This window comes from Leucobacter sp., from assembly GCF_053528595.1.
The window spans coordinates 22,744-46,448 of sequence record NZ_JAIVPF010000088.1; the positions used below are offsets into that span (position 1 = coordinate 22,744).

Below are 23,705 nucleotides of genomic sequence, written 5' to 3' on the forward strand. Positions count from 1 at the left end.
TTTCCCCGGGGGATGCGTCTCGCGGGGCGGGGAGGGGCGGCGTCTCGCGGGGCGGGGCGTCGGCGCCCGGGCTCAGATCGCGGTGGTGAGATAGCCGCCGTCGACCGGCAGCACGGCCCCGGTGATGAACGAGGCCGCGTCCGAGGCGAGGAAGGCGATCGCGTGCGCGACCTCCTCCGCCGCTCCGAAGCGCGCCAGCGGGGTGCGCGACAGGATCCGCTCCTTCGCCTCGTCCTCGAGACCCGACGCGAGCGGCGTCTCGATCCATCCGGGCGCCACGGCGTTGACCCGGATCCCGTCGCCCGCCCAGGCCTCGGCCAGCGACTTGGTGAGCTGCACGACGCCGCCCTTCGCCGCCGAGTAGGCGACGCGGTTGCCGCCCCCGAAGTAGGCGAACATCGACGCGATCGTGATGAGCGATCCGCCGGAGGCGCGCAGCAGGGGTCGCGTCAGCTCGGCGACCCGGTAGACGGCCCCGAGCTGCACCGAGAGCACGCGGTTGAAGGGCTCCCACTCGAGCTCGCGGTCGCCCAGACTGAATCCGGCGGCGGGCACGAGCACGTCGAGGCGGTCGAGGCGATCGGTCACCGCCCGCAGCGCGGCGTCGTCGGTGACGTCCACCCCGTGCAGCTCGATCTCCGCGTCGGGTGCGACCTCGGCCTGGTCCGCCCCGAGGCCGATCGCGATCACCCGCGCGCCGAGCCGGGCGAAGACCTCGGCCGTCGCGAGGCCGATGCCCGAGGTGCCTCCGGTGATGAGCACCGTCCTGCCGGAGAAGAGGCCGGGTGCGAGAGCGGGGACGGGCTGCGCGCTGGACGCCTCTGCTGACACGAGCGGATCCTCTCTGACACTGCTGCGATCCGTGGACCGGTTACGCCAATGCTACTCGCGGGAGCCCGGGTCGGGCAGCCGTTCCGCATCGGAGGCCCGCGCCGCCCGGTCCGCGGCCCGCTCGAACCCGCGGAACCTCGGGTGCAGCAGTACGAACAGGGCCACCAGCCCCATCAGCAGCGCCCCGATGATGACCGGGAGGGGCGGCCAGAGCCCGTAGAGAGCGGCGCTCGCGGTCGGCGCGATCACGAAGGTGAGTCCGTTCGTGGCGCCGATCAGACCGGCGAGGCCGCCCTGCTCGTCGCGGTCCACGAGCATGGTCGGCCCGGCCGTGTACCCGGGCATCGCGATCCCGAGACCGAGGCCGATGACGAGCATGGAGGCGATCAGCAGCCAGGGCCCGGCGTCCACGATCAGCAGGATGAAGCCGAGCAGCGCGGTCGCGGACCCCGCCCGCAGGAGGGCGGGCGGGCGCCACCCGGACCGCGGCACGATGACGCTCTGCGCCACCACCATGCCGATACCGGCCGCGAGCAGCGTGCCTCCCGTGACGAGCCCGGTCGTCTCCGGGTAGAGGCCGAGGCGATCCTGCACGATGAATCCCGCGATGACCTGGATGAAGCCGAGCGAGGTGAACATGCCGAACCCCGCGAACAGGAACGGCCAGACGCGGGGGTCGGTCGGCCTGATCCGCACGGGATCGCGGACGAGCTCGTGACGCGGTTCCCGGCGCAGCCGCAGCGCGATGAGCACGAGCGCCGCGGCGAGCAGCAGCGGGACGACGAGGATCGGCACCAGCAGCCCGAAACCGGCGAGCGCGCCGCCGAGCACCGCTCCCCCGATCATCGCCACGCCCTGCACCGCCCCGATCCCGGCCATGCCGCGGGTGCGCGCGGCCTCGTCCCGCGTGACATCGGCGATGTAGGCCTGCGCGGTCGGCGGGATCGCCGCGAGCGCCGATCCGAACCCGATCCCGCGCAGCAGTACGAACAGCGCGAACACGGTGGTGCCGGCGAGGGCCGCCCGCATGCCCGCGGCGGCCACGATCGCGAACCCGGTCATCACCGCGGCCCCCAGGGCGAGGGCGACGACGAGCACGGGTTTGCGCCCCCACGACTGGGAGCGCCGCCCCCAGAACTGGCTGCTGACCACCACCATCACCGCCGCTGTGCTGATCGTCACTCCGATCTGCCACTCGGCGAGTCCGACCTCCCGCGCCAGCGGCGCGATGATCGGGTTGAGCGTCATCTGGCCGAGGTAGGCGAGGAAGACGGTCGCCAGCAGCAGCGGGATCTGCGGCGCGGCCGGGCTCTCGGCAGGGGTTGCACGGGTCATGTGTTCCTTCGCAATCGGGGCTGGTCGGCGGGATCGGCCGGCACGACAGGAGCGGCCGTCTCCGCGGGATCGGGCAGGTGCGCGGAAGAACCCGGCTCCGCAGGACCGGCCGGCGCGACGGAACCGGCCGGCGCGACGGAACCGGCCGGCGCGACGGGTACGAGCTCCAGCTCCCGGTCGGCGGCGAGCGCGAGCAGATCCTCGTCGTGGCTGATGAGCAGCACGACGGCGCCGTCTGCCGCCAGGCCCCGGATCTGATCCGCGATCGAGCGCAGGTGCCGCCGATCCACGCCCGAGCTGGGCTCATCGAATACCACGATGCGCCGCCCGGCGAGGCGCATCGCCGCGACGACGAGGCGCTGCTGCTGCCCGCCGGAGAGGGCGAGCGGGTGCCGCTCGGCGAGGTGGCCGAGGTCGAGCGCGTCCAGCACGGCGGGGGCTGCGGCCGCAGCACCGGCTCCCCTCCCCGAGCCGACCGCCGCGAGATCGATCTCCGCGGCGACGCTGTCGGTGAAGAGCTGACGCTGCACGTCCTGCATCACGATCGCGCCGGCCCGCAGCCGGGCGCGCCGGCTGAGCTCCCGTCCGTCGAGCCGCACCCTGCCGGCCGAGCGCTGCAGCCCGGTGACGATGCGGGCGAGCGTCGATTTTCCGGCGCCGTTGACGCCGCGGATCGCGGTGACCTCGCCGGCGCCGAATGCGACTCGCTCGAGATCGAGCACCGTGCGCCCGCCGATCGTGCAGCGGATGCCGTGGAGCTCCAGTTCCCCGGAAGGCACCCGTTCGACGGCCGCCGAGCGCGCGGCGCTGCCGCCCGCGGCGGCGAGGGCGGGCACCTCCGGCGATCGGATCTCCCCGCGGAGCCCCTCTGCCGCGAGCCTCTCGTCCGGGATGCCGCGGAACTGCTCCGCGGTCCACTCGATGTCGATCGTGCCGCCGCGCATGACGATCACCCGGTCGACGAGTTCCCGCAGGTAGCGCAGCCGGTGCTCGTCCACGACGATCGTCGTCCCGGCTGCTTTGAGCCCGGCGAGGGTGGCGGTGAGGCGGTGCACGGCGTCGGCCGAGAGGTTCGAGCTGGGCTCGTCGAGCAGCAGGATGCGCGGGTCGTGGGCGGTCGCGGCGGCGATGGCGACCTGCTGCTGCTGTCCGCCGGACAGGTGCTGGAGGCGCTCGTGCACCGGAAGCCACCGGGCGAGAGCGGCGACCTCGTCCTCGACGCGCGCGCGGATCCGCTCGCGCGGGAAGCCGAAGTTCTCCATCGCGAACGCCGTCTCCTCCCGCGCGGAATCGGTGAAGAACTGCCGTCGCGGATGCTGGAGCACCGTTCCGGTGAGGAGTCCGAGCGCGTCGAGTTCGACGCCCGCCGTGACGAGGCCGCCCACGGAGACGGCGCCGGTGAGCACACCGTCGTCGTGGAAGTGCGGGATGAGGCCGTTCAGCAGCCGGAGCGCGGTGGACTTGCCCGACCCGGATGCGCCGCACAGCACGACGAACTGGCCGGGCTCGATCCGCAGGTCGAGGTCGTGCAGCGCCGGGGCCTCGGCGTGCGGGTAGGTCCACCCGACTCCCGACAGCTCGATCATGCGATCACCGTCGTCAGGGGGTTCGGCAGGAGGAGGCCGGCCGTCGCGAGGACGATCACGGCGAGCACCAGCACGAGGTCGGGGCGGCCGAAGCGGGGCGGGTCGAGGGAGACGGGCCTGCGGCGCGATCCGAGGCCGCGCAGGATCGCCGAGGCCGACAGGTCCTCGCTGGCGCGCAGGCTCGCGGCGATCATGGGCACGGTGAACCGCTCCATGCCGAGGATCGGGTGCCGTGCCAGGCCGGTCGTGCCCGCGAGGCCGCGCAGGCGCATCGCGTCCAGCACTGCCGCCGACTCGGCCGCGACGACCGGGAAGAAGCGCAGCATCACGGCGAGGGTGACCGAGAGGGCGCGCGGCAGTCGCCAGGCGCGCAGCGCCGCGCTCAGCTGCGTCGGCGAGGTCGTCGCGATGAGGTGGGCGCCGACTCCGAACGCCGCGACGAAGCGGATGAGATAGCCGCAGCCGATCGCGACGACCGTGACCGCCGGGTTCGTCCAGACGAGCGGGAGCACCCAGCCGAGCAGGTACATGACGACCGCGGTCACCGGGAGGAGCACGGCTCTGGACCAGGCCCGCTCGGTCGCCGCGAGCCCCGTCGCCAGCAGGATCCCGGCCGGCACGAGGACCAGCCCGCCCGGGCTCATCACGGTGAGGCTGACGAGCAGCACGAGCAGGATCTTGCTGCGCGGGTCGAGCCCCCGCCGTGCGAGCGCGCCGACGGGCGCCATGCGCTCAGGCAAGGCCGGCGCGCTCGAAGTGCTTGCGCAGCACCGCGGAGCCGAGGATCCCGCCGAGGAACCCGAAGACGATTCCGGCGAGCCACACCCCGATGACGACCGGCACCGCCAGGACGGCGTCCATCTGGGAGGCGTACTCGCTGCCCATCGACTGCGCGGCCTGCTGCGCGATGTAGCCAGCGGGGTCGAGGAAGAACGGGATCCAGGGGCCGATCATCCAGGCCGAGAAGACGGTGTAGGCCCAGATCGCGGCCCACTTGGAGCGGTAGCGGCCGGCGAGCAGCACGACCTCCGCGATGAGGGAGACCCCGACGATCACCAGCGCGCTCTGCCACGGGTGCCCCCACCCCATCGAGGCGAGGCCGAAGACGACGCCGAAGAGCGCGACCATGCCGGCGTGGCGGACGCGGCTGAGGAACAGCATGTAGGGGATGCCTGCGACGAGCGGCGCGAGGGGCAGGGTGATCACCATCACGAGGGGGCTGATGATGCCGAGCATCGCGACGGCGAAGATCACCACGATGTAGATCACGGCGAAGATCGCGACGGTCAGGAAGTCCCGGGCGCGGAACTGCAGCGAGAATCGGGGACGGTCCGCCGCGGACGCGGCGGCCGCGGGTGGTGCGGCGATGGTGTCGTCGGTCATTTCGGGTCCTTTCGGGGCCGGATCGGTTCAGTCGTGGTGGGAGATCTGCCAGCCGGCGGCGCCGACCCGCTCCCGCCAGTAGCGCGCGTAGGGCCCGCCGGTCTCGAGCAGCTCGGCGTGCGTGCCCTGCTCGGCGATGCCGCCCTCGCCGTCGAGCATGATGATCCGGTCGGCCGTCATGATCGTCTGCAGCCGGTGCGCGACCACCACGAGCGTGCGCTCGGCGCGGATCGCGTCGACGGCCTCGCCGATCGCGATCTCGTTGCCGATGTCCAGCGCCGCGGTCGCCTCGTCGAGCAGCACGATCGGCGCGTCCTTCAGCAGTGCGCGGGCGATCGAGACGCGCTGGCGCTCGCCGCCCGACAGGTTGGAGCCGCCCTCGCCCACGCGGGCGTCCCAGCCGCCGGGCAGCCGCCCGGCGATCTCGTCGACCCGGGCGCTGCTCGCGGCCGCGATGACCGCCTCCCGGTCGAGCTCGGGGTTGCCGATCCAGACGTTGTTCAGGATCGTGTCGTCGAAGAGGTAGACGTCCTGGAACACGGGGGCGACCGCGGCCTCGACCGCCGCGGTGCCGAGCTCCGGGAGCGGCACTCCCCCGATCGAGACCGTGCCGTCCTCGGGGTCGTAGAAGCGCGCCATGAGCTTGGTGATCGTGGTCTTCCCGGATCCGGACGGCCCGACGATCGCCGTCATGCGCCCCGAGGGGGCCTCGAACGACAGGCGGTCGAGCACCGAGGCGCCGCCGTAGCCGAAGGTCACCGCGTCGAACGCGATGCCGTGGTCGGCGGGGACGCCCGGCTCGGCCGGCTCGGGCAGCGCCTCCATCGCCTCGAGCTCGTCGAGCTGGTCGAGCGTGGTCCTGGCGACGGCGATGCCGCCGCCGAGATCCCCCGCGCCGACGATCGGCTCGTTGAAGCGCACGCCGAGGACGAGCAGGGCGATCAGGGTCGCGGGATCGATCGAACCGCCGATGGCGAGGGAGGCCCCGACGACGAGCACCACGGTGAGCGAGAGCTGGACGATCCCGGCGAAGGCGGCGATGCCCATGCCGCCGGTGATCAGCAGGCCCCGGTAGACGCGGTGCTGATTCTGCAGGGCGTCCTCGATGAGCCGGTCGGCGATCGACCCCTCGCCCGCGGTGCGCAGCGCCGGCTGCGCCCGGGCGAACTCGATCACCCGGTTCGAGGCGTCGGCGACGGCCTCGGAGTGCACGGCCTCGCCCTCGCCGATCCTGCGGGCCAGCCAGCGGTAGCCGACGACGATGACCGGCACCATGACGGTCATCGAGAGCGCGAGCCGCCAGTCGAAGAACCACATGCCCGCGAGCACGGTGGCGGGTGTGACGAAGCCGCTGATGATGAGCCGCAGGATCGCGTAGGGCGCCGAGGAGACGAACATGGCGCCCTGAGTCGCGATGCCGGCGATCTTGCCCGATCGCTCGGCGGCGAACCAGGCGACGGGCAGCTCCACGAGGCGGTCGCCGAGCCGGGCCAGCAGCGAGTCGAGCACCGCCGTGCTCGCCCGCATGCCGATCTGGCTCGCGGCCCAGTGCGTCGCCGCGCACAGCGCGCCGACGGCGGCGAGCGCGATGAGCCACGAGCGGACCGCCTCTCCCTCCCCCGCGAACAGCGCGCGCAGCAGCGGCACGAGCAGCAGGAACACGACGCCCTGCAGCACCGCGGTCGCGACGATGCAGGCGAGTTCCGCGAGCAGCAGGCGCCTGGCCTGCGGCGTCGAGTAGTGCAGAATGCGGCGGATCATCGTCGGCCTCCCGTGGACAGCGAGCGGGTGTGGTTCGCCTCGTAGTCGGCCCACATCCGCGCGAAGCGGCCGCCGTTCGCGACGAGTTCGGCGTGGGTGCCGCGCTCGACGACGCGACCAGCGTCGAGCACGAGGATCTGGTCGGCCCCGATGATGGTGTGCAGGCGGTGCGCGACCACGAGCACCGTGCGCTCGGCGGCCAGGGCGCTCAGTGCCCGCTGGATGGCTGCCTCGGAGTCGGGGTCGGCGAAGGCGGTCGCCTCGTCGAGCACGAGGATCGGGGCGTCCGTGAGCAGCGCCCGCGCGATCGTCACGCGCTGCGCCTCGCCGCCGGAGAGGTTGGCGTCCTCGCCGACGACCGAGCCGTAACCCCGTTCGAAGCGCAGGATCCGGTCGTGGATCTGCGCGGCGCGCGCCGCGGCCTCGACCTCCTGGTCGGAGGCCGCCGGTCTCGTCAGCCGGATGTTGTCGCGCAGGCTCGCGCGCAGCAGCTGCACGTCCTGGAACACGAACCCGACCTCGCGATACAGCTCGCGCGAGGCGATGTCCCGCACGTCGGCGCCGCCGATCGAGACCCTTCCGTCCTGGACGTCGTAGAACCGCGGCACGAGCTTCGCGAGGGTGGACTTGCCGGATCCCGATGCCCCGACCAGTGCGGTGACGGTGCCGGGGGCGCAGCTCGCCGCGATCTCGTGCAGCACGCGGTGCTCGCCGTCGTAGCTGAACGACGCTCCTGCGAACGCGACATCGCTGCGCTCCGGGGAGACGGCCGTGCTCGGCTGCGGCACGAGGGGCAGCGCGAAGAACTCGCCGAGCGACTCCCTGGCCTTCACCGCGTTCCGCAGGAACTGTCCGGACGCGCCGAGTTTCATGAGCGGACTCGTGAGCCCCAGACCGAGCAGCAGCCCGGGCAGCACGTCGATCGCCTCGGCCGCTCCGGTGCTCATGAGCCAGGATCCCGCGGCCACCAGCCACACCAGCACCACCACCGGCGAGGTGATGATCTCGACGACGGTGAAGAGCAGCGCGGTCTCGCGGGTCCACTCCCCGACGAACTCCACGTACCGCTTCGTGGCGTCCCGGTAGCGGCGATGGCTGCGTCCCAGCTGCCCGAAGCGCTTCACCACGGTGATCCCCTGCACGAACTCGACGGTGGCGCCGGACAGCGCACCGGTCGACTCGTCGTACTGACGGTACTTCTCGCCGCTGCCCCGCATCAGCAGGGGGTAGAGGATCATCGTCAGCACGAGCGGCACGAGCGCCGCGAGCGCCATCTGCCACTGCACGATGAACAAGTAGATCAGGCTGGTCACCGGCACGGCGATGGCGGTGAGCACGTCCTGGATGGCGTGGGCGACGAGCTGGTGCAGTGCGACGACGTCGTTCTCGACGAGTTTGCGGACGGTGCCCGAGTTGCGCCGGTCGAACCAGCCGAGCGGCAGCCGCTGGAGGTGTCCGATGATCCTCCGCCGCAGCGAGAGCTGCAGCTCCGCGTCGGCGAAGTGCCCCACCGCGCCCGAGGCGAAGGCCGCACCGAAGCTCACGAACAGCGCCACGACGGCGACGATCACGATCGCCCAGACGCGTGCCGCATCGACCCGGCCGCCGTCGAGCGCCGGGAGCAGCGCGCGGGAGAGCTCGACGATCGCGACGAACGGCACGACGCCGCTCACCGCCCCGAGCAGCCCCAGACCGATGATCGCCGCCAGGCTTCCCCGCACCGGGGCGAAGAAGCGCTCACCGGATTCCCCCGCCGCTCTCTCGGCCATCCCGTCTCCCATCACTTAGTGAGAATGATTATCGCATACATATTAGAACACTGTTAACATCGGATGATACACAAGTAAGGTAAGGCATGCCTCACTTCTTCACCCGATCGATGTCCGCGATACTTGATCGAGAAGAGGGGGAACTCCGTGGCGCAGAAACCTACCGCTCCGTTCCATCACGGGATGACTCCCGAGCGGATCATCGACGCGGCGCTCGAACTGACCCGCGACTCCCACCTGTCGGGCTGGTCGATCCGGGACCTCGCGCGGCGCCTCGACGTCACCCCCTCCGTCATCTACCACCACGTCGGCGGCAAGGATCTCCTCGCTCGACGCGTCACGGAGCGGGTGCTCTCCGAACTGCCCCTCCCCTCGGAGCGGCTGGACTGGCAGGCCTGGTTCGGCGAGCTGCTCGAGGCCGTCTACCCGCTGCTGACCGCGTACCCCGGGGTCGCGAAGTGGCTGCTCATGCACGGCGTGCCCTTCCCGTCGCTCGCGCCGACCTTCGATGTCGGCGTGGGCAAGCTCCAGGCGGCCGGCTTCGGCGACGACGCGCTGTTCGCCTACTCCACGCTCATGAACAACGCGACGCTCACGATCTCCATGGGCGATGACCGGCTCCTGCACGAGGACGACGGCCCGCGCGACCACGCCGCCATGATGGCGGAGTATCGCGCGCTGGCCGTCGAGAGCCCCGGGTTCGCCTCCCTCGGCACCGATTTCATCGAGCCGTTCGCGAGCGGCGGGGAGGCGGCTGCGCGCATGCGGGAGCGCTACTTCCGCTACGTCGTCGAGGCGACGATCGCCGGCGTCGAGGCGATCAGCGCCCGCTGACCCCCTTTCTCAACGCGCCCCTCCTCCTCCAGACGATCGGAAGACCCGGTCCCAGTCGTCGCGCATGCTGACGACCGTCCATCCCTCGCGACGGGCCGTCTCGGCCAGGGTCTCGGCCTGGGCGAAGCTCTCGGCGCGCCCCTCGTAGGCGAACTCCCGGTCGGGGTCGTCGTGGTCGAGCACGAGCGCGAGCCCCCCGCCGGCGGCCGTCCAGGCGAGCATGTCGGTGTCTCCCCCGGAGTTGCCCGCGGCGAACCGCGGACGGCGCCCGAGCGCACCCTGCAGGTTCATGACCTTCGTGGGGCCCTCGTTGACGGCGCCCAGGATCGTCGCCGTGCGCCTGAGCTCTCCCGCGGGTGTCAGCTCGTGCTCGACCACGCTGCCGACCACCAGCTCCTGCGGCACGCCGTAGAGCCGCCGCGAGACGGCCCGCACGAACTCCACGCCGCCGCCCGAGACGATCCCGATCGTCCATCCGCGTTCGCGGAACTCCTCGAGCAGCTCCAGCATCGGCTGGTACACCAGCCCGTCGCAGCCCACGCCGAGCTCCGGGTGCACCCAGCGCTCCGCGAACTCGCGCGCCTCCCGGGTGTAGTCCCGCGGATCCTGCCCCGCGAACAGCTCCATGAGCGCCATCACGATCCGCAGCATGCCGATGCGCGCGATCGCCTCGGCGTCGCCGTCCAGCAGCGCACGGTACTCCTCGCGCGCGTGCAGGCCGGGATCGCGGGCGGCGCGCTGCGCCAGCGCGTCGATGAGGAACATCTCCTGCACGTAGTGCGGCCGCTCGCACCACAGGGTCCCGTCGTTGTCGAAGACCGCGAGCCGCTCCTCCTCCGGAATCCCCGGGGAGGCGTCGAGCAGCGCCACGAGCCGGTCGCGCGCGGCACCCGGCCGCCAGGACGGAAGCGTCATCGTGTCCCCTCCCCGTTCGCCGGCCACGCGCAGCGGAAGCCGACGTGGCTCATGCCGGTGTCGATCATCTGCGGTCTGCGCGCCGCGGGCCGATAGCGCCGGCAGTAGCTGTCCGCGCAGAGGTGGGATCCCCCCTTGATCACCTTGCGGGGCACGCGGAACTGCGGCTGCCGCGGGTCGAGGCTGCCCTCGGCGGCGCCGCCGCGCGGATCGACCGGCACGCAGCAGTCGGAGGCGGCCTCCGCGGGGTGCTCCGACCACCAGTCGGCGGTCCACTCCCAGACGTTTCCGGCCGTGTCGAAGAGACCGAAGCCGTTGGCGGGGAAGGATCCGACCGGCGCCGTGCGCGCGTACCCCGACTCGCCGCTGGAGCGCCAGGGGAAGTCGGGGCCGTCCCAGGTGTTCGCCATGATCCGCCCGCCCGGGTGCTTCTCGTCGCCCCACGCGAACTCGGCGCGGTCCAGGCCCCCTCTCGCGGCGAACTCCCACTGCGCCTCGCTCGGCAGCACCGCGTCGGCCCACGCGCAGAACGCCTCGGCGTCCTCGTGGGCGATGTGGACCACCGGGTGGTCGCCGCGGTCGTCGATCCCCGACCCCGGGCCCTCCGGGTGCCGCCACGACGCGCCAGGCGTCCAGGCCCACCACTGGCTGAGATGGCGCAGGTCGACCGGACCTGGCGTCGGGGTGAACACCATGGAGCCCGCCACGAGGTTCTCCGCCGGGGCGCCGGGGAACTCACTCGGATCCAGCGGCCGCTCGGCCACCGTCGTGTAACCGGTCGCGTCGACGAACTCGGCGAAGCGGGCGTTCGTGACCTGGTGGGCGTCGATTCCGAAGGCGCCGACCCGCACGCGATGGGCCGGCGCCTCCTCCGGATAGTGCCGGTCCGACCCCATCCAGAACTCGCCGCCCGCGAGTTCGATCCGCGTCATGCGCTCGAGACCCCCTCCTGCAGCTTCGCCAGCACCTGGTCGATGCTGAACGACGCCGACTTCTGCCTCGGCGGGAAGTCCGCCAGCGTGGAGATCATGCGTGCGACGTACGCCTGGGCGGGCACCAGCAGGAACACCCGGTCCATGAGCCAGTCGTAGTACGTGTTCGACGTGACGTCGGCGCGCTCGAACGGGTCGGTGCGCAGATTGAACAGCTTCGGCACCCGCAGCTCCGTGAACGGCTCCGCCCACAGTCGCAGCGTTCCCGGTGCGCGCTGCTCGAGGAAGACGAGCTTCCAGTTGTCGAAGCGCATCGCCGTCAGGTCTCCGTCGTCGTTCACGTAGAAGAAGTGGCGGCGGGGGCTCTCGGCGACGGCGCCGGTGATGTAGTCGAGCTGGTTGTGGCCGTCCAGGTGCACGCGGTACTCGTCGCCCGCGAGGGTGGTCCCCTCCTTGAGCTTCTCGGCGATCGCCGGCTCGCCCGCGGCGGCCAGCAGGGTCACGAACCAGTCGTTGTGGCTGACGATGCCGTTGAGCACCGTCCCGGGCTCGATGCGGCCCGGCCAGCGCACCATCGCCGGTACCCGGTAGGCCCCCTCCCAGTTCGAGTTCTTCTCGCTGCGGAACGGCGTCATCCCGGCGTCCGGCCAGCTGTTCATGTGCGGGCCGTTGTCGGTCGAGTACATGACGATCGTGTTCTCCGCGATGCCGAGCTCGTCGAGGGCGTCGAGGAGTGTGCCGACCAGCTCGTCGTGGCCGACCATCCCGTCGTGGTACTCGGACTGCCAGCGCCCCGCGCGGCCCCGGTCCTCCTCCTTCACGTGCGTGCGCAGGTGCATCCGGGTGGCGTTGAACCAGAGGAAGAAGGGCTGATCCTCCTCCGCCTTGCGCTCCATGAAGTCGATCGCCGCGTCGCGGAACTCCTCGTCGCAGGTCTCCATGCGCTTCTTCGTCAGCGGCCCGGTGTCCTCGATCCGCTGGGTGCCGTCGCCATTGGCCCAGGAGCGGATGACGCCGCGCGGCCGGAAGCGCTCCGTGAAGCCCGGGAACTCCTCGTCCGTGGGATAGTCCGGGTGCTCGGGCTCCTCCTCGGCGTTGAGGTGGTAGAGGTTGCCGAAGAACTCGTCGAAGCCGTGGGCGGTCGGCAGGAACTCGTCCCGGTCTCCGAGGTGGTTCTTGCCGAACTGGCCCGTCGCGTAACCCTGCTCCTGCAGCGCCGTGGCGATCGTGGGGTCCTCGGCTCGCAGTCCGATGTCGGCGCCCGGCATCCCCACCTTGGTGAGGCCGGTGCGGTAGGGGTTCTGGCCGGTGATGAAGGCCGCGCGGCCCGCCGTGCAGCTCTGCTCGCCGTAGTAGTCGGTGAAGCGCACGCCCTCCTCGGCGATCCGGTCGATGTTCTCGGTGCGATAGCCCATCAACCCGTCGCTGTAGCAGCTGAGGTTGGTCTGTCCGATGTCGTCGCCCCAGATGATCAGGATGTTCGGCTGCTCTGCCATGGTGTCGCCCTTCTTCGAGCCAGATACGGATCCGTGGCCGCGCCGGGAGGGGCGCTGGGCCAGGGCTTCAGTATCGGCCGCGCGGTCGGGGCGCCGCGCCGCGCTTCACCCGCATCGGGTGACGCGAGCGGATCCGGGTCGTGAGGCGGCTCGCGAAGAGGGTCAGTCGAGCTGCTCCGAGAGTTCGAGCCAGCGCTCCTCGAGCGCCGCGACCTCGTCCTCGAGCGCGGTGATCTTCGTCATCTCCGCGTTCAGCAGGGTGTAGTCGCTCTGATCGAGGGTGGCGAGCCCGTCGCGAGCCCTCGCCGCGTCGGACTGCAGGCGCTCCATCTTGCGCTCGACCGCCGCGAGCTCCTTCTCCGCGGTGCGGCGCTCGGCTCCGGTGAGGGCCGGGGCACCGGGCGTCCCGCCATCCGTCGTCCTGCGTGCAGTCGCGGGATCCGCACCGGCGCTGGATCCTGCGACCCGCTCCGCTCGCGCAGGATGACGGGAGGAGCCCGCCCCGCCAGAAGCACGATCCCGGTCCTCCGCCGCCCGCAGCTTCAGATACTCGTCCACTCCGCCCGGCAGGTGCCGCAGGCGTCTGTCGAGGATCGCGTACTGCTGATCCGTGACCCGCTCCAGGAAGTAGCGGTCGTGCGACACCACGATCAACGTGCCCGGCCACGAGTCGAGCAGGTCCTCCATCGCGGCGAGCATGTCGGTGTCGAGGTCGTTGGTGGGCTCACCAAGCACTCCGATAGCAGATACAGGAAGAGCACCTACTGCTATGGAGACCACAGCACTTATCTACACCCGAGCCTCGATGGACCGCCATTATCTGATGCGCGCCACCGATGACCAGGAGACTGACTGCCGCGCCTGGTGTGACCAGCAGGGTTGGACGGTCGGGAAGGTCATCACCGACGCGAACCGCTCTGCCTCGCAGTGGCGCACTCGTGAGCGGGAGGGCTTCGAGGAGGCACTACAGCTCATCGCGTCGAAGAAGTACGACGCGTTCGTGACGTGGGAGCCGTCCCGAGCGGGTCGTGAACTCCTTGCCTATGTCCAGCTCCGTGCGGCGTGCCAGGAGGCTGGCGTGCTGTACCTCACCCGTGGTCGGGTCTATGACTTCGAGCGCAGTGATGATGCGTTCATGATGGGGTTGGAGTTCTTGACCGCGGAGAAGGATGCCGCGGTCATCCGCGAGCGGCAGCTTCGCACGGTCCGTCTGAACGCGAAGAAGGGGAGGCCGCACGGGCGTCTGCCGTATGGGTATCGCCGGGTCTACGACGAGCGCACGGGTGCCTTGCTCCGTCAGGAGATCGACCCGGAGAAGTCCGCGATCATCGTCAACGCGGTGGACGAGATTCTCAGCGGCGTGCCCATGAACGCGATCGTTACTCGATTGAACAAGCAAGGCGTCCCGACGCCGATGAAGCCGACGAGTGATCACTCCCGCGGCTGGATGAACTCCTCTTTGCGGCAACTGCTGAAGAGCCCGACGATCGCAGGACTGCGCAAGTACCGCGGTGAGGTGATCGGCGAAGCCGATTGGCCTGCCATCATCCCGCGCGAGCGGTGGGAGGAGGTCAACCGCGTGCTGTCGGATCGCGCGGTCCGCACGCGCTATGTCGAGGAGGACAATCACAGCCATCCGAAGTGGTTGCTGTCGTTCATCGCGAAGTGCGGCTACTGCTCACGACCGTTGGTGCGCCTCAACGGTGTGATTCCGCGCAAGGATGGAAGCTCCCGGAACAACTACGTCTGCCCGATTGCGGGATGCCGCAAGGTCAGCATCGATGTCGGTCGAACCGATGCCTTCGTTGTCGGCGCGCTCCTGGGATGGCTTTCCGAGCCCGAGAGCATGGCGGTCATTGCCGCGTCGGACGAGGGCTGGAGCGAGCGTGTCGGCGAGGCCGAGGAGCGCCTGGCGGCACTGCGGCAGCGTCTGGACGAGGCTGCCGAACAGTATGCCGAGGGCGCGATCAGCTTGACAATGCTGTCGAGTATCGAGCGGCGCCTGAACCCGCAGATCGAGCAGGCGGCGCAGGCCGCGGTTCCTCCTGTGTCCGACGCGGGGCTGCTCGAGCTGGTCCGAACTCAGGACCTCGACGCGGCTTGGGAGGGTCTGGTGCTGCTGGAGAAGCGGCGACTGGTGAAGATGCTGTTCGACATCCGTATCGTGAAGGCTCGCCAGCTTGGGGGCATCTTTGATCCCGAGCGGATCAAGATCACGCCTCGGTTTGCTGTTCCTGACTCTTACCGGTGGAGCCGAGCAGGATAGTGCGAACCGCGGCGGCCTGCCGCTTGGTCAGCGGCATGAAGGACGCACCGAGTTCCCGACCAGCCTGACGGAGCCGGTCAAGTTCGGTGCGTTCCTTCGTGCTCCGCGCGGTACTCATCGCGCTTCCCCGGTGCGTTCATCAAGGGTTCGGTAGAACTCTTCCTCTTGCGCCTCGCGTTCAGCGACCTGCGCGTAGACGAACTCGACAAACTCAGCGTCGCGGTCCTCAATGAGAACGTCTTCGACCGGCGGCGCGGATGGTTCACCGGGCCAGGTCGTCTGCCTGGTGGGCCGGTCGCGATCGATGCGGGTGCCAGAGGCTGAGACCCAATCGCGTAGGCGCTGCCGGGCGTCGGCGAAGTCACGATGCCAGCCGATCGCCGCAGAAGCGTTCTGCTCGGGGTCGTATGCACCCAGCCAGTGCAAGTGCAGAGCAGACAGCTCCCAGAGGAGTTCAGCGTGGTGGTGCCAGAACGGGGGGACCACCGAGGCCGGCAGTCCGTAGGTGTGCCGCAGCCAGTCCACCCAGCGGTTCAGCGCTAACCATTCCTGTTCCAGGTCATGCGCGGAGAGCAGATTCCAGTTGACCGGATGCGGCGGCTCAGAAGTGGGCTCTTCGCCCACGAAGTCGTCGTCCAGCTCGTCGTCGAGATCGGCCGAGTCGGGCTCGGGTACGTAGTCGCTCATCACCGTGTCGCCTCACATTCCGAGGCTCGGTGCCTGGCTGGCCCGCGTTGGCTGCGCGTTGGTCTCGAAGGTGGGTGCTTCACGTGCGGGTGCCTCAGGTCTGGGAGCCTGCCGGCGGGGTGTTCGGTCGACGTCGTAGCGGGTGCGGGCCAGGTCGTGTCCGAAACGCCTGACGATGAACTCCTCAGCTTCGACGCTCTGGCCGTCCTTGTCATAGGTGTACTCGCGGACACGGCCGGTCGCGATGAACTTGTCGCCCTTGCTGAACCGGGCGACGCCTTCCTCGGCGGCCTTGCGGAAGGCTGTCATGTCGTGGAACGTCGGGTCGAGTTGTGTGAATGATCCATCCGGCTCCTGACGCGAGTGCTCGATACCGATTCGTGCGTAGAACCGTGGAACCCCGTCATCGGAGTACGTCAGCCGCGGCTCAGTCGCAATGAACCCCGAGACGGCCTGCTGGGTGTCGATCGCCATGAGAGTGCTCCTTGTCTGTGCATTACGCCACCGGGCTGGCGGCCCGTGTGACAGACAGGTGCGCTCTCTTGCTCACGTCTCGCCGACTCAAGAATCAGGGCGGCGCAGTATGGTCTCGATCTCGGCCCGGTCGGTCTTAAGCTGGTCGGCGTCGGAACGGGACGGCCAGGCACGAAGGTCGGTGATGATCGGTGGCGCGGCGCGCAGGAGGGTGACACCGGTGCCGAACGGGAGCATCCGGATGCGATCCGGCGGCAGGATCGGCACTCGGCGCACCGAACGCTGATTCGACCGCGTCCCGTGATCGCCAAGCGTCACGCTGTCGGTGTACTCGTCGCGTTCCCCAATCAGGGTGGCGAGGTCTTGGAGGTCGCGGGAGTTGGAGGCGCCACCGAGAATCACCTTGACGATGGAGGCGTCCCAGATCGCCCCGGCGGCATTGTCAGACCACTTCTCCCGCGCCTGAGCGAGCGACTGCAACACGGGCAGCGTCGTGATGCCGGTGCCACCGCCCTCGGCCATCAGCGTCGGGAGGCTCGGCAATGGGGCGAGGTTGCCGATCTCATCGAGTGCCAGCAGCAGTGGTGGGTCGAGACGGGCGCCGGGTGAGCGGGCCGCGATCCGGCGCGCGGTTTCGATGAGGTCTTCCACGAACGCCGCCACCAGAGCGGCGGATGCGCCGGCCCCCGCCCCGGTGGCGAGCAGATAGAGGGTGCCGCGGGCTTGGATGAAGGTCTCGGGGTCGAAGTCCTCACCCGGCCCCGGCGACACCGCGTCCAGCACCCGCGGGTCAGCCAGGGCACCGAGGGCCAGCGCCACGCCCTGCCAGATGGAGTCGCGGGTCTTGGGGTCCGAATCGATCATCGCCCCAAGCGAGTCCGCCCACCCCGTCGCCGCCTGGGTGCTGTTGGTGAGGATGGCGACGGCTTCGGCGGCGGCCGTGGGGTCGAGGGTCCAGCGGAACAACTCTGAGGGTGGCCGTCCGTCGAGGGCGGCGGCGTGCAGCAAGGCTTGGAGGGCGGTGCGGGTCTTGCCTTCCCAGAACCCGCCGGACTCCACTCCGCCCGCAGACAGGCCGGTGGCGGAGGCGAGGCCGGTGGCGCGGATCATCGCCGTGAGTGGGTCGTGGCAGCCGCGAATCGGTGACCAGCGCATCCCGGCAGGGATGCGTTCGGCCAGGGGCTGGGGGTCGAACACCGCCACCGGCCGTCCCTCGCGTTGGCGGGCGCGGAGGGTCGCGGTGAGGTTGTCCGGACGCGTGGAGGTGGTGACGACGGCTCCGGGTGCGTCGAGGATGGCGTTGATGACCACATGCAGGCCTTTGCCGGAGCGGGGTGGACCGATGAGCAGGATCGAGTCCTCCACCGAGGCCCACACCTGCTTCCCTCGTGAACGGCCCAGCAGGTATCCCACATCGGAGGGCGTCGGCTCATCGAGTGACGGGCGCAGTGTCGTGGCTCGGCGTAGCAATGCCTTCGAAGAGGCGGTCTGGGTGACCTCATGTGCCGTGGCCGTGCCGGCCAGGCGTCGCGGGTCGGTCTCGACCCTGCGCGAGTGGCGACGCAGCCTCACCCACACCCACCCGCCAGCCGTCACGAGGCCACCGAGCAAGATCGCGGTGACGATCCAGTAGGCGACCGGGCTCAGCCCTTCGGCATCGAGCGCGGTGGCGGGGTCGGTGGGGTTGAACAGCACCCCGAGCCCGGATGCAGGTCCGGCGGCGGGTTGGGGTGTGCCGGTCAGGAACGCCGCCGCACTGCCGGCGGCGCGTAGGACGAGTGCGACACCGAACGCGCCGATCAGGGCGATGATGGCGGCGTTGGTCAGCTCGTCGCCCAGGCTCCCGGTCTGCCGCCCCGGCGCCGGGCCGGTCATGGCAGCCGCCGCACCTGGACCGTGCCCGAGACCCGGCCCAGCAGCACGACCTCTCCGACGCCATCGTCGAGCAGCCCAGCGAGGCGACTGGCATCGAGCAGGGCGCGGGCGTGACCGGTGCCAGTGGCATCGGTGCGCGCGACAATCAGGGCGACAGCGATGTCCTCGCCGGGCACAAACCCCTCACCGGTGACCTCCACCAGCTCCGGTGCCGGCTTGGTCTTGGTGTGCTTGCCGCGCGGTTGACTCGGCTCGGCCTCTGCGGGTCGTGGCGGTGTGGGTTTGCGGGCGTGGATGAGGTCGGTGAACACGGTCCCGTCGCTCTCGCGGACCTCGATCCGCACCGCGACCGTGCGGTCTGCGGTGATCGCATCGAGGAGGGCGCCAAAGGTACCCCGCGTCCACGCCGGCCCCTCAGCCGGTGGCGGGAAGACGTCGCCGTCGACGGTGACCTCCAGGGCACCGGTCTCGGTGACCGTGATGATCACGTGCGGCAACACCACCGGCGGCCCATCGGGCGGCGTGTTGCGGCGGCTACGGCGAGAAGGAAGATCGGCGTTGGAACCCATACCGGCCAGGTGCACCAGTACGCCCGCAGAGAGGACCGGGAACGGTCTGCGGTCAGGGCGCAACACACTTCACCGGTGCTCGGCCTTCACAGGAGTGTTAGTATATGCGTATGAACGCAGATAAGCAGTTATGCGGGATGGACCCGGCATCGGAATACGTCGACCTGGCTGCGGAGGTGCTGGGCATCCTGTCCGATCCGACTCGGATCAGGATCGTGCTCGCACTGCGGCGCGCCGAAGAACTGCCGGTCAAGGCACTGGCAGAGATCGTCGACAAGAAACCTCCCGGGGTCTCCCAGCATCTCGCCCGACTGCGGATGGCGCGGATGGTCACAACGAGGCAGGAGGGCACGAGCGTGCTCTACAAGCTCACTGACGAACACGCCCTCGCTGTCGTCGTCGAGGCGATCAAGCAGGCAGAGCACGCAATCGCCAACGGGCAGACACCACCGCACCACCACACACCTCAGTAGCGCCTGCCGCCCCCCTTTTGTTCTCGATCTGATCGGCCCGACCTCATGCTCACCGTCCTTCGGAATCCGACCTACGCGAAGCTGTTCACCGCGCAGGCCATCGCACTGCTGGGTACCGGACTGCTCACGGTCGCACTCGGCCTGCTCGCCTTCGACATCGCTGGCGGAAATGCCGGGATCGTCATGGGCGTGGCGATGAGCATCAAGATGGTCGCCTACGTCGCCGTCGCTCCGGTGACCACCGCCCTACTCGCACGTCTGCCCCGCAAGCCGGTACTCATCGTCGCCGATCTGATCCGCGCTGGAGTCGCCGTCTCGCTGCCGTTTGTGACCGAGGAGTGGCAGATCTACCTTCTGATCTTCCTGCTCCAGTCCGCCTCGGCGACCTTCACCCCCACATTCCAAGCCGTCATCCCCTCGGTCTTGCCTGACGAGAACGACTACACCCGGGCATTGTCACTGTCACGGCTGGCCTACGACCTCGAATCGCTGCTGAGCCCGACGCTCGCCGCCGCCTTGCTGACCGTGATCAGCTACCACAACCTCTTTGTCGGCACTGTGATCGGATTCCTCATCTCCGCAGCGCTCGTCATCGCTTCTCGTTTTCCGCGAATCGAGACGCCGCCACCGACACCGTTCCTCAACCGCCTTACCCGCGGCGCACAGGCCTTCTGGGCCGATAGAGAGCTGCGCGGGCTGATGGGCCTGAACCTCGTCGTCGCGACCACCACCGCTATGGTCATCGTCAACTCCACCGTGCTCGTTCTCGGCGAGCTAGGGCGACCTCAATCAGACGCCGCTCTCTTACTCGCTGCCTACGGAGGCGGCTCGATGGTCGTCGCTCTCCTCATGCCGAAACTGTTGGAGACACTGCCAGACAGACCGGTCATGCTCACCGGAGGGATCGCGCTCCCCACCCTGCTCCTCGCCACGGCCGGGAGTATCGCCTGGATGGAGGGCCCATCCCAGTGGATCGCGCTGCTGGCCATCTGGGCGCTGCTGGGATCTGCGACCTCCACGATCCTCACCCCATCGGCCAGGCTTCTGCGTCGAGGCAGCACTGAGCAGACCCGACCCGCCGTCTTCGCCGCCCAGTTCTCCCTCTCCCACGCCTGTTTCCTCATCACCTACCCTCTTGCCGGTGTTCTCGGTGCCACGATCGGTCTCGACGCCATCGCGCTTGTGCTCGTCGCAATCGGTATCCTCGGTGCGCTCTTCACCGCTCTCACCTGGCGTAGAGTTCCGCGCCCGTCGACGCCGTCTAACCACAGCGGCCGTCAGCAGCCTGCGGCCCAATGATGAGGGCGCATGTTCCACGAACACGCACCCTCACAACCCTGAAAAGCGGCCCTCCATCCGCCGGTTCCCACGAATCAGGCTTCAGGATTTCTGAACCTGTGAGGCGGTGTAGCGCTGGTCGGTCCGGAAGAGTTCCAGCTCGGCCGGGTGCAACTGGTGCTGGGTCACGAAGCTCCTGGCCTTGATCCGCCACAACCCCTGACCCACGCCCAGCGACGGGAGGAGTTTCTGCTCGGTGCCGGTCAGCCCGAGCGCGGTGGCGGTGGGGCCGAGCTGGTCGGACTCCTGCCGGTACACGATCCTGGTCTCAGCGTTGGCCAGGAGGGAGTTGGCGAGGGAGCGCATGGCTGAGCCGGCGTCGCCGACGTTGTCGAGGTCGGAGAGCTTGTGGAAGATCAGCATGTTCGCGATCCCGTAATGCCTGGCCAGCCGCCAGTGCGCATCCATCCGCTTCAACAACGCCGGGTGGGACATGAGCCGCCAGGCCTCGTCGTAGATCACCCACCGCTGCCCGCCGTTCGGGTCGAGCAGGGCTGACTCCATCCACGCCGACGAGCACGTCATCAGCACCGAGATGAGCGTGGAGTTCTCGGTCACTCGGGACAGGTCGAGGCTGATCATCGGCAGTGACGGATCGAAGGCGACGGTGGAGGGTCCGTCGAAGAGTCCTTGGAGGTCCCCGGCGACCAGCCTGCGCAGGGCGTGTCCGACGAGCCGGCCGTCCTCTGCCAGCCGGCCGTCGGTGTCCGTCTCTGAGCTGCTCGGGTTGAGGATGTGGTCGACGACGGTGGGCAGGATCGGCACGTCGTTCTCCCGCACCGTGGCAGTCAACGCGAGGTCGATGGCGGTGTGTTCCAACGGCGTCAACCCTCGCGCCAGGACGGTCTCGGCCAGAGCGCCGATCAGATCACGACGCCGCGAAGCCACGGTCGTCTTCCACTGCTCATCGGTGAGCCCGCCGGGGCGGTGGCCTTCGTCGAGGGGGTTGAGGCGAGTGTTCAGTCCGTGGCCCAGGACGATCGCGCGTCCGCCGACCGCGTTCGCGACGGCGGTGTGTTCGCCTTTGGGGTCGCCGGGGACGTAGACGCGGCGCCCGAACGGCAGGGACCGGGTGTAGAGGGACTTGGCGAGGGAGGACTTTCCGGAGCCGACGATCCCGGCGAGCACCACGTTGGGTGCGGTGATGATGCCGCGGGCGTAGAGCACCCAGGGGTCGTAGACGAAGCTGCCGCCGGAGTAGAGGTCTTGGCCGACGAACACCCCGTCGGAGCCGAGTCCGCCTTCGGCGACGAACGGATACGCCCCGGCGAGGGTCGCTGAGGTGTCCTGGTGGCGCGGGAGGCGGAACCGGCCCGGTGTGCGTAGCGCGGCGGGGCCGGGTTCACCGGCGGCGGGCAGGTAGGTGGTGGCGCGGCGTTCGGCGCGCTCAGTCTCGGCCTTCGCGCGGGCGGCGGTCTTCTCGGCGGCGTGCTGTTCGGCTTGGAGCCTCGCCGCGGCCTGTCGGCGCTGCTTGCGCAGCCGGCGGCGCTCCTTGGCGGGGGCGACGAGGACCGAGGTGTGCAGCCGCTCCCGCTCGCCTCCCTCGCCGCTCACAGTGACAGCCCCCGCCCGGACTGGCCGGCGGTGCCAGCAGGGTGGGCGTACCAGTCGCGGTCCGCGCCGAGGGCAGCGCGCCGGGCAGCCGACGCCTCCCGAGCCGGTGCGGGCGCGTGGTGTGGCTGCTCGTTGACGACCGCCGAGGGCGGCTGCTCGGCCTCGTGCAGTGCGGGGTCGGGTGGGGTGTCGAACTCCCGGTACAGGCCCACATGCCCGAGCGCGTGGTTGTAGGTCAGCGCGTACCCGCCGTCCTGGACGGTTCGGTCGGTGCTGCCGGTGGGTGGCTGGTCGTCGTAGACGTACCCGTTCTCCAAGGCCGCCTGGGTGGTCTCCTCGCCATAGTCGTACCCGCTCAAGTGTCCGATGGCGGCGTCGGTGCCGTCGCGGTCGATCAGATCGAGTACCGCATCGGCCTCCTCGCCCTGGAGGAAGGCCACGTTGAGCCACCGCCGCCCCACCTGCGCGGGTCCGGCGACGCGCTCGGTGGAGTCGCGCTCGCTCAGCGCGGCCAGGGCGTCGGTGTTGGTGCGGGCGGCCTCGGCCACCCACGCCGGGAACAGGCCCTCGTGCTCCAGGCTGCTGCCGGGCTGGTCGAGCGCGTACTGGCGAGCCTCGCCCGCGGCGCTCAGGTAGGTCGCGAGGTCGCGGAGGGCGCGGTCGGGGTCGACGAGTGTGCCGGCGCCGGTGAACAGGTCCCGGCCGTCCACCGTCTGGTCGGTGGTGGTGTGGGTGATTCGGTAGGCGTAGCGCTGATGCTCACCCACCGGGGCATCGGGCCACACCGCCAACGCGAGCGAACCGGCCCGCACGGTCCTACTGGCGGGGTCGCCGTCGAGCCGTGCGGCCAGGCGTTCCCGCTGGGCGTCTCGGTCGACGACCGGTTCGGAGTGCCAGGCGATCCGCCCGGAGTGCGAGAACGCGGCGTCGAGCCGGTCGTAGGCCTGATCCAGCAGCGTGCCGGCCTGGTGCAGCTCATCGGCGGCTGCCAGCGCGGACGCCGCACCCGCGGCGGCGCTGCCGTCATCGTCGAACGCGCGATCCCGCGCGTCCAGGTGGGTGGTGGCGAGCTGGTCGAGGACTTGGCGCAGCGACCGAACCCCCGCGACGAGGTCACCGAACACTCGGTAGGTATCGGCCGGGTCATCGAACACGCGGGAGGCGTGGGCCAGGCCGCGCAGTGCCTCGGAGGCTTCGGCCGCATCGGCGAGCGGGTCGTGGAACGTGGGCATCACAGCCTCCAAGACGGTGGGCGAACAGAGAGGGGCGAGCCCGTGGTTCGGGCTCACCCCTCAGGTGCACGCACCACGCCACCGCCATCACTGGGCCGGGGGCCGGCGACTGTGCGCGATCAGACGCGGCGGCACAGTGGCAGCGCGGCGGCGGTGAACGCCGCAGCCTGCTGGCCCACCAGGAGCCGGGTCTCGCAGGAGGCTTGGATGGCAGCCTGTTCGATTGCCGCCACCCCCGCGTCCAACTCTTCCACTGTCGGGGCGGAGACGCTGATGAGGCCGGTGTAGCGCAGGATTCCGTGGCCTGCGGTGAGGTCGGCTTCCTGCTGGAGCACGTCCTGGTATTCGGCGGTCTGGGAGGCGTCTTCGATCTGCCCGATCTTCGCCCGCTGAGC

General features: G+C 70.0%; 22 protein-coding genes. 4 read left to right on the forward strand and 18 right to left on the reverse strand.

Translation table 11 applies throughout. The features are described from left to right. Window positions 1–72: 72 nt before the first annotated feature. From ACWKZU_RS18080 to ACWKZU_RS18110, 7 genes are read right to left on the reverse strand one after another with little or no spacing between them, the layout of a single operon-like run. A complete protein-coding gene (locus tag ACWKZU_RS18080; RefSeq protein ID WP_449283730.1) occupies window positions 73–831 on the reverse strand; it encodes an SDR family NAD(P)-dependent oxidoreductase in 759 nt (252 codons plus the stop codon). A 51-nt stretch (window positions 832–882) separates the two neighbouring features. Then, window positions 883–2,166 (reverse strand): MFS transporter, encoded by a 1,284-nt coding sequence (locus ACWKZU_RS18085; protein WP_449283731.1) that lies wholly within the window; start codon window positions 2,164–2,166, stop codon window positions 883–885. Next, window positions 2,163–3,752: an ATP-binding cassette domain-containing protein gene (locus ACWKZU_RS18090; RefSeq protein WP_449283732.1), complete on the reverse strand. Its 1,590-nt coding sequence runs from the start codon at window positions 3,750–3,752 to the stop codon at window positions 2,163–2,165. Before ACWKZU_RS18090 ends, ACWKZU_RS18085 begins: the two co-directional genes overlap by 4 nt. Then, entirely contained in the window at window positions 3,749–4,480 is a 732-nt protein-coding gene (locus ACWKZU_RS18095; RefSeq protein ID WP_449283733.1) for an energy-coupling factor transporter transmembrane component T, read from the reverse strand. The genes ACWKZU_RS18090 and ACWKZU_RS18095 overlap by 4 nt, the downstream gene beginning before the upstream one ends. A gap of 4 nt (window positions 4,481–4,484) precedes the next feature. Then, on the reverse strand, window positions 4,485–5,135 hold the full coding sequence (locus ACWKZU_RS18100) for an MptD family putative ECF transporter S component (RefSeq protein WP_449283734.1): 651 nt from the start codon (window positions 5,133–5,135) through the stop codon (window positions 4,485–4,487). A 27-nt stretch (window positions 5,136–5,162) separates the two neighbouring features. After that, complete coding sequence (locus tag ACWKZU_RS18105) at window positions 5,163–6,896, reverse strand: ABC transporter ATP-binding protein (protein ID WP_449283735.1); 1,734 nt, start codon at window positions 6,894–6,896, stop codon at window positions 5,163–5,165. Next, window positions 6,893–8,665 carry an ABC transporter ATP-binding protein gene (locus ACWKZU_RS18110; protein WP_449283736.1) on the reverse strand — a complete coding sequence of 591 codons (1,773 nt, stop codon included), beginning with the start codon at window positions 8,663–8,665 and terminating at the stop codon, window positions 6,893–6,895. The genes ACWKZU_RS18105 and ACWKZU_RS18110 overlap by 4 nt, the downstream gene beginning before the upstream one ends. A gap of 147 nt (window positions 8,666–8,812) precedes the next feature. On the opposite strand from ACWKZU_RS18110, the gene ACWKZU_RS18115 reads away from it, so the two are divergent. Beyond that, window positions 8,813–9,499, forward strand: coding sequence for a TetR/AcrR family transcriptional regulator (locus ACWKZU_RS18115; protein ID WP_449283737.1), 687 nt, complete (start codon window positions 8,813–8,815; stop codon window positions 9,497–9,499). Window positions 9,500–9,508: 9 nt separating this feature from the next. Here ACWKZU_RS18115 and ACWKZU_RS18120 read toward each other — a convergent pair whose 3' ends face one another. The 4 genes from ACWKZU_RS18120 to ACWKZU_RS18135 all read right to left on the reverse strand — a co-directional run bounded on the left by ACWKZU_RS18120 (window position 9,509) and on the right by ACWKZU_RS18135 (window position 13,577). Further along, on the reverse strand, window positions 9,509–10,414 hold the full coding sequence (locus ACWKZU_RS18120; protein ID WP_449283738.1) for an HAD family hydrolase: 906 nt from the start codon (window positions 10,412–10,414) through the stop codon (window positions 9,509–9,511). Further along, the gene (locus ACWKZU_RS18125) at window positions 10,411–11,346 is read right to left on the reverse strand and encodes a formylglycine-generating enzyme family protein (protein ID WP_449283739.1); all 936 of its coding nucleotides are present in this window, start codon (window positions 11,344–11,346) and stop codon (window positions 10,411–10,413) included. The genes ACWKZU_RS18120 and ACWKZU_RS18125 overlap by 4 nt, the downstream gene beginning before the upstream one ends. Continuing rightward, window positions 11,343–12,842 (reverse strand): arylsulfatase, encoded by a 1,500-nt coding sequence (locus tag ACWKZU_RS18130; protein ID WP_449283740.1) that lies wholly within the window; start codon window positions 12,840–12,842, stop codon window positions 11,343–11,345. The genes ACWKZU_RS18125 and ACWKZU_RS18130 overlap by 4 nt, the downstream gene beginning before the upstream one ends. Before the next feature lie 162 nt (window positions 12,843–13,004). Continuing rightward, on the reverse strand, window positions 13,005–13,577 hold the full coding sequence (locus ACWKZU_RS18135; protein WP_449283741.1) for a hypothetical protein: 573 nt from the start codon (window positions 13,575–13,577) through the stop codon (window positions 13,005–13,007). A gap of 34 nt (window positions 13,578–13,611) precedes the next feature. On the opposite strand from ACWKZU_RS18135, the gene ACWKZU_RS18140 reads away from it, so the two are divergent. Further along, the gene (locus ACWKZU_RS18140; RefSeq protein WP_449283742.1) at window positions 13,612–15,108 is read left to right on the forward strand and encodes a recombinase family protein; all 1,497 of its coding nucleotides are present in this window, start codon (window positions 13,612–13,614) and stop codon (window positions 15,106–15,108) included. A 114-nt stretch (window positions 15,109–15,222) separates the two neighbouring features. Here ACWKZU_RS18140 and ACWKZU_RS18145 read toward each other — a convergent pair whose 3' ends face one another. From ACWKZU_RS18145 to ACWKZU_RS18160, 4 genes are all read right to left on the reverse strand, one after another. Further along, the gene (locus ACWKZU_RS18145; RefSeq protein ID WP_449283743.1) at window positions 15,223–15,795 is read right to left on the reverse strand and encodes a hypothetical protein; all 573 of its coding nucleotides are present in this window, start codon (window positions 15,793–15,795) and stop codon (window positions 15,223–15,225) included. A gap of 12 nt (window positions 15,796–15,807) precedes the next feature. Beyond that, window positions 15,808–16,269 carry a single-stranded DNA-binding protein gene (locus ACWKZU_RS18150; RefSeq protein WP_449283744.1) on the reverse strand — a complete coding sequence of 154 codons (462 nt, stop codon included), beginning with the start codon at window positions 16,267–16,269 and terminating at the stop codon, window positions 15,808–15,810. Window positions 16,270–16,356: 87 nt separating this feature from the next. Further along, the gene (locus ACWKZU_RS18155) at window positions 16,357–18,144 is read right to left on the reverse strand and encodes a type IV secretory system conjugative DNA transfer family protein (protein WP_449283745.1); all 1,788 of its coding nucleotides are present in this window, start codon (window positions 18,142–18,144) and stop codon (window positions 16,357–16,359) included. Continuing rightward, the gene (locus ACWKZU_RS18160; RefSeq protein WP_449283746.1) at window positions 18,141–18,713 is read right to left on the reverse strand and encodes a hypothetical protein; all 573 of its coding nucleotides are present in this window, start codon (window positions 18,711–18,713) and stop codon (window positions 18,141–18,143) included. The genes ACWKZU_RS18155 and ACWKZU_RS18160 overlap by 4 nt, the downstream gene beginning before the upstream one ends. A 110-nt stretch (window positions 18,714–18,823) precedes the next feature. On the opposite strand from ACWKZU_RS18160, the gene ACWKZU_RS18165 reads away from it, so the two are divergent. Together ACWKZU_RS18165 and ACWKZU_RS18170 are read left to right on the forward strand one after the other, a co-directional pair. Continuing rightward, window positions 18,824–19,186, forward strand: coding sequence for an ArsR/SmtB family transcription factor (locus ACWKZU_RS18165; protein WP_197464291.1), 363 nt, complete (start codon window positions 18,824–18,826; stop codon window positions 19,184–19,186). A 45-nt stretch (window positions 19,187–19,231) separates the two neighbouring features. Then, window positions 19,232–20,485, forward strand: a complete 1,254-nt coding sequence (locus ACWKZU_RS18170; RefSeq protein WP_449283747.1) for an MFS transporter — start codon at window positions 19,232–19,234, stop codon at window positions 20,483–20,485. Window positions 20,486–20,566: 81 nt separating this feature from the next. Here ACWKZU_RS18170 and ACWKZU_RS18175 read toward each other — a convergent pair whose 3' ends face one another. The 3 genes from ACWKZU_RS18175 to ACWKZU_RS18185 form a co-directional block, all read right to left on the reverse strand. After that, entirely contained in the window at window positions 20,567–22,078 is a 1,512-nt protein-coding gene (locus ACWKZU_RS18175) for an ATP-binding protein (protein WP_449283748.1), read from the reverse strand. Continuing rightward, window positions 22,075–23,310 carry a hypothetical protein gene (locus ACWKZU_RS18180; protein ID WP_449283749.1) on the reverse strand — a complete coding sequence of 412 codons (1,236 nt, stop codon included), beginning with the start codon at window positions 23,308–23,310 and terminating at the stop codon, window positions 22,075–22,077. The genes ACWKZU_RS18175 and ACWKZU_RS18180 overlap by 4 nt, the downstream gene beginning before the upstream one ends. A 119-nt stretch (window positions 23,311–23,429) precedes the next feature. Then, window positions 23,430–23,705, reverse strand: a 276-nt coding sequence (locus ACWKZU_RS18185; RefSeq protein ID WP_449283750.1) for an SCO6880 family protein, incomplete at its 5' end; no start/stop codon positions are given.

Coding starts and splice junctions, on each gene's coding strand:
- ACWKZU_RS18125 (WP_449283739.1), bottom strand. CDS start 11,346: ATGACGCGGATCGAACTCGCGGGCGGCGAGTTCTGGATGGGGTCGGAC.
- ACWKZU_RS18155 (WP_449283745.1), bottom strand. CDS start 18,144: ATGACCGGCCCGGCGCCGGGGCGGCAGACCGGGAGCCTGGGCGACGAG.
- ACWKZU_RS18150 (WP_449283744.1), bottom strand. CDS start 16,269: ATGGCGATCGACACCCAGCAGGCCGTCTCGGGGTTCATTGCGACTGAG.
- ACWKZU_RS18180 (WP_449283749.1), bottom strand. CDS start 23,310: ATGCCCACGTTCCACGACCCGCTCGCCGATGCGGCCGAAGCCTCCGAG.
- ACWKZU_RS18160 (WP_449283746.1), bottom strand. CDS start 18,713: ATGGGTTCCAACGCCGATCTTCCTTCTCGCCGTAGCCGCCGCAACACG.
- ACWKZU_RS18145 (WP_449283743.1), bottom strand. CDS start 15,795: ATGAGCGACTACGTACCCGAGCCCGACTCGGCCGATCTCGACGACGAG.
- ACWKZU_RS18085 (WP_449283731.1), bottom strand. CDS start 2,166: ATGACCCGTGCAACCCCTGCCGAGAGCCCGGCCGCGCCGCAGATCCCG.
- ACWKZU_RS18120 (WP_449283738.1), bottom strand. CDS start 10,414: ATGACGCTTCCGTCCTGGCGGCCGGGTGCCGCGCGCGACCGGCTCGTG.
- ACWKZU_RS18165 (WP_197464291.1), top strand. CDS start 18,824: ATGAACGCAGATAAGCAGTTATGCGGGATGGACCCGGCATCGGAATAC.
- ACWKZU_RS18105 (WP_449283735.1), bottom strand. CDS start 6,896: ATGATCCGCCGCATTCTGCACTACTCGACGCCGCAGGCCAGGCGCCTG.
- ACWKZU_RS18095 (WP_449283733.1), bottom strand. CDS start 4,480: ATGGCGCCCGTCGGCGCGCTCGCACGGCGGGGGCTCGACCCGCGCAGC.
- ACWKZU_RS18140 (WP_449283742.1), top strand. CDS start 13,612: ATGGAGACCACAGCACTTATCTACACCCGAGCCTCGATGGACCGCCAT.
- ACWKZU_RS18090 (WP_449283732.1), bottom strand. CDS start 3,752: ATGATCGAGCTGTCGGGAGTCGGGTGGACCTACCCGCACGCCGAGGCC.
- ACWKZU_RS18100 (WP_449283734.1), bottom strand. CDS start 5,135: ATGACCGACGACACCATCGCCGCACCACCCGCGGCCGCCGCGTCCGCG.
- ACWKZU_RS18170 (WP_449283747.1), top strand. CDS start 19,232: ATGCTCACCGTCCTTCGGAATCCGACCTACGCGAAGCTGTTCACCGCG.
- ACWKZU_RS18130 (WP_449283740.1), bottom strand. CDS start 12,842: ATGGCAGAGCAGCCGAACATCCTGATCATCTGGGGCGACGACATCGGA.
- ACWKZU_RS18110 (WP_449283736.1), bottom strand. CDS start 8,665: ATGGCCGAGAGAGCGGCGGGGGAATCCGGTGAGCGCTTCTTCGCCCCG.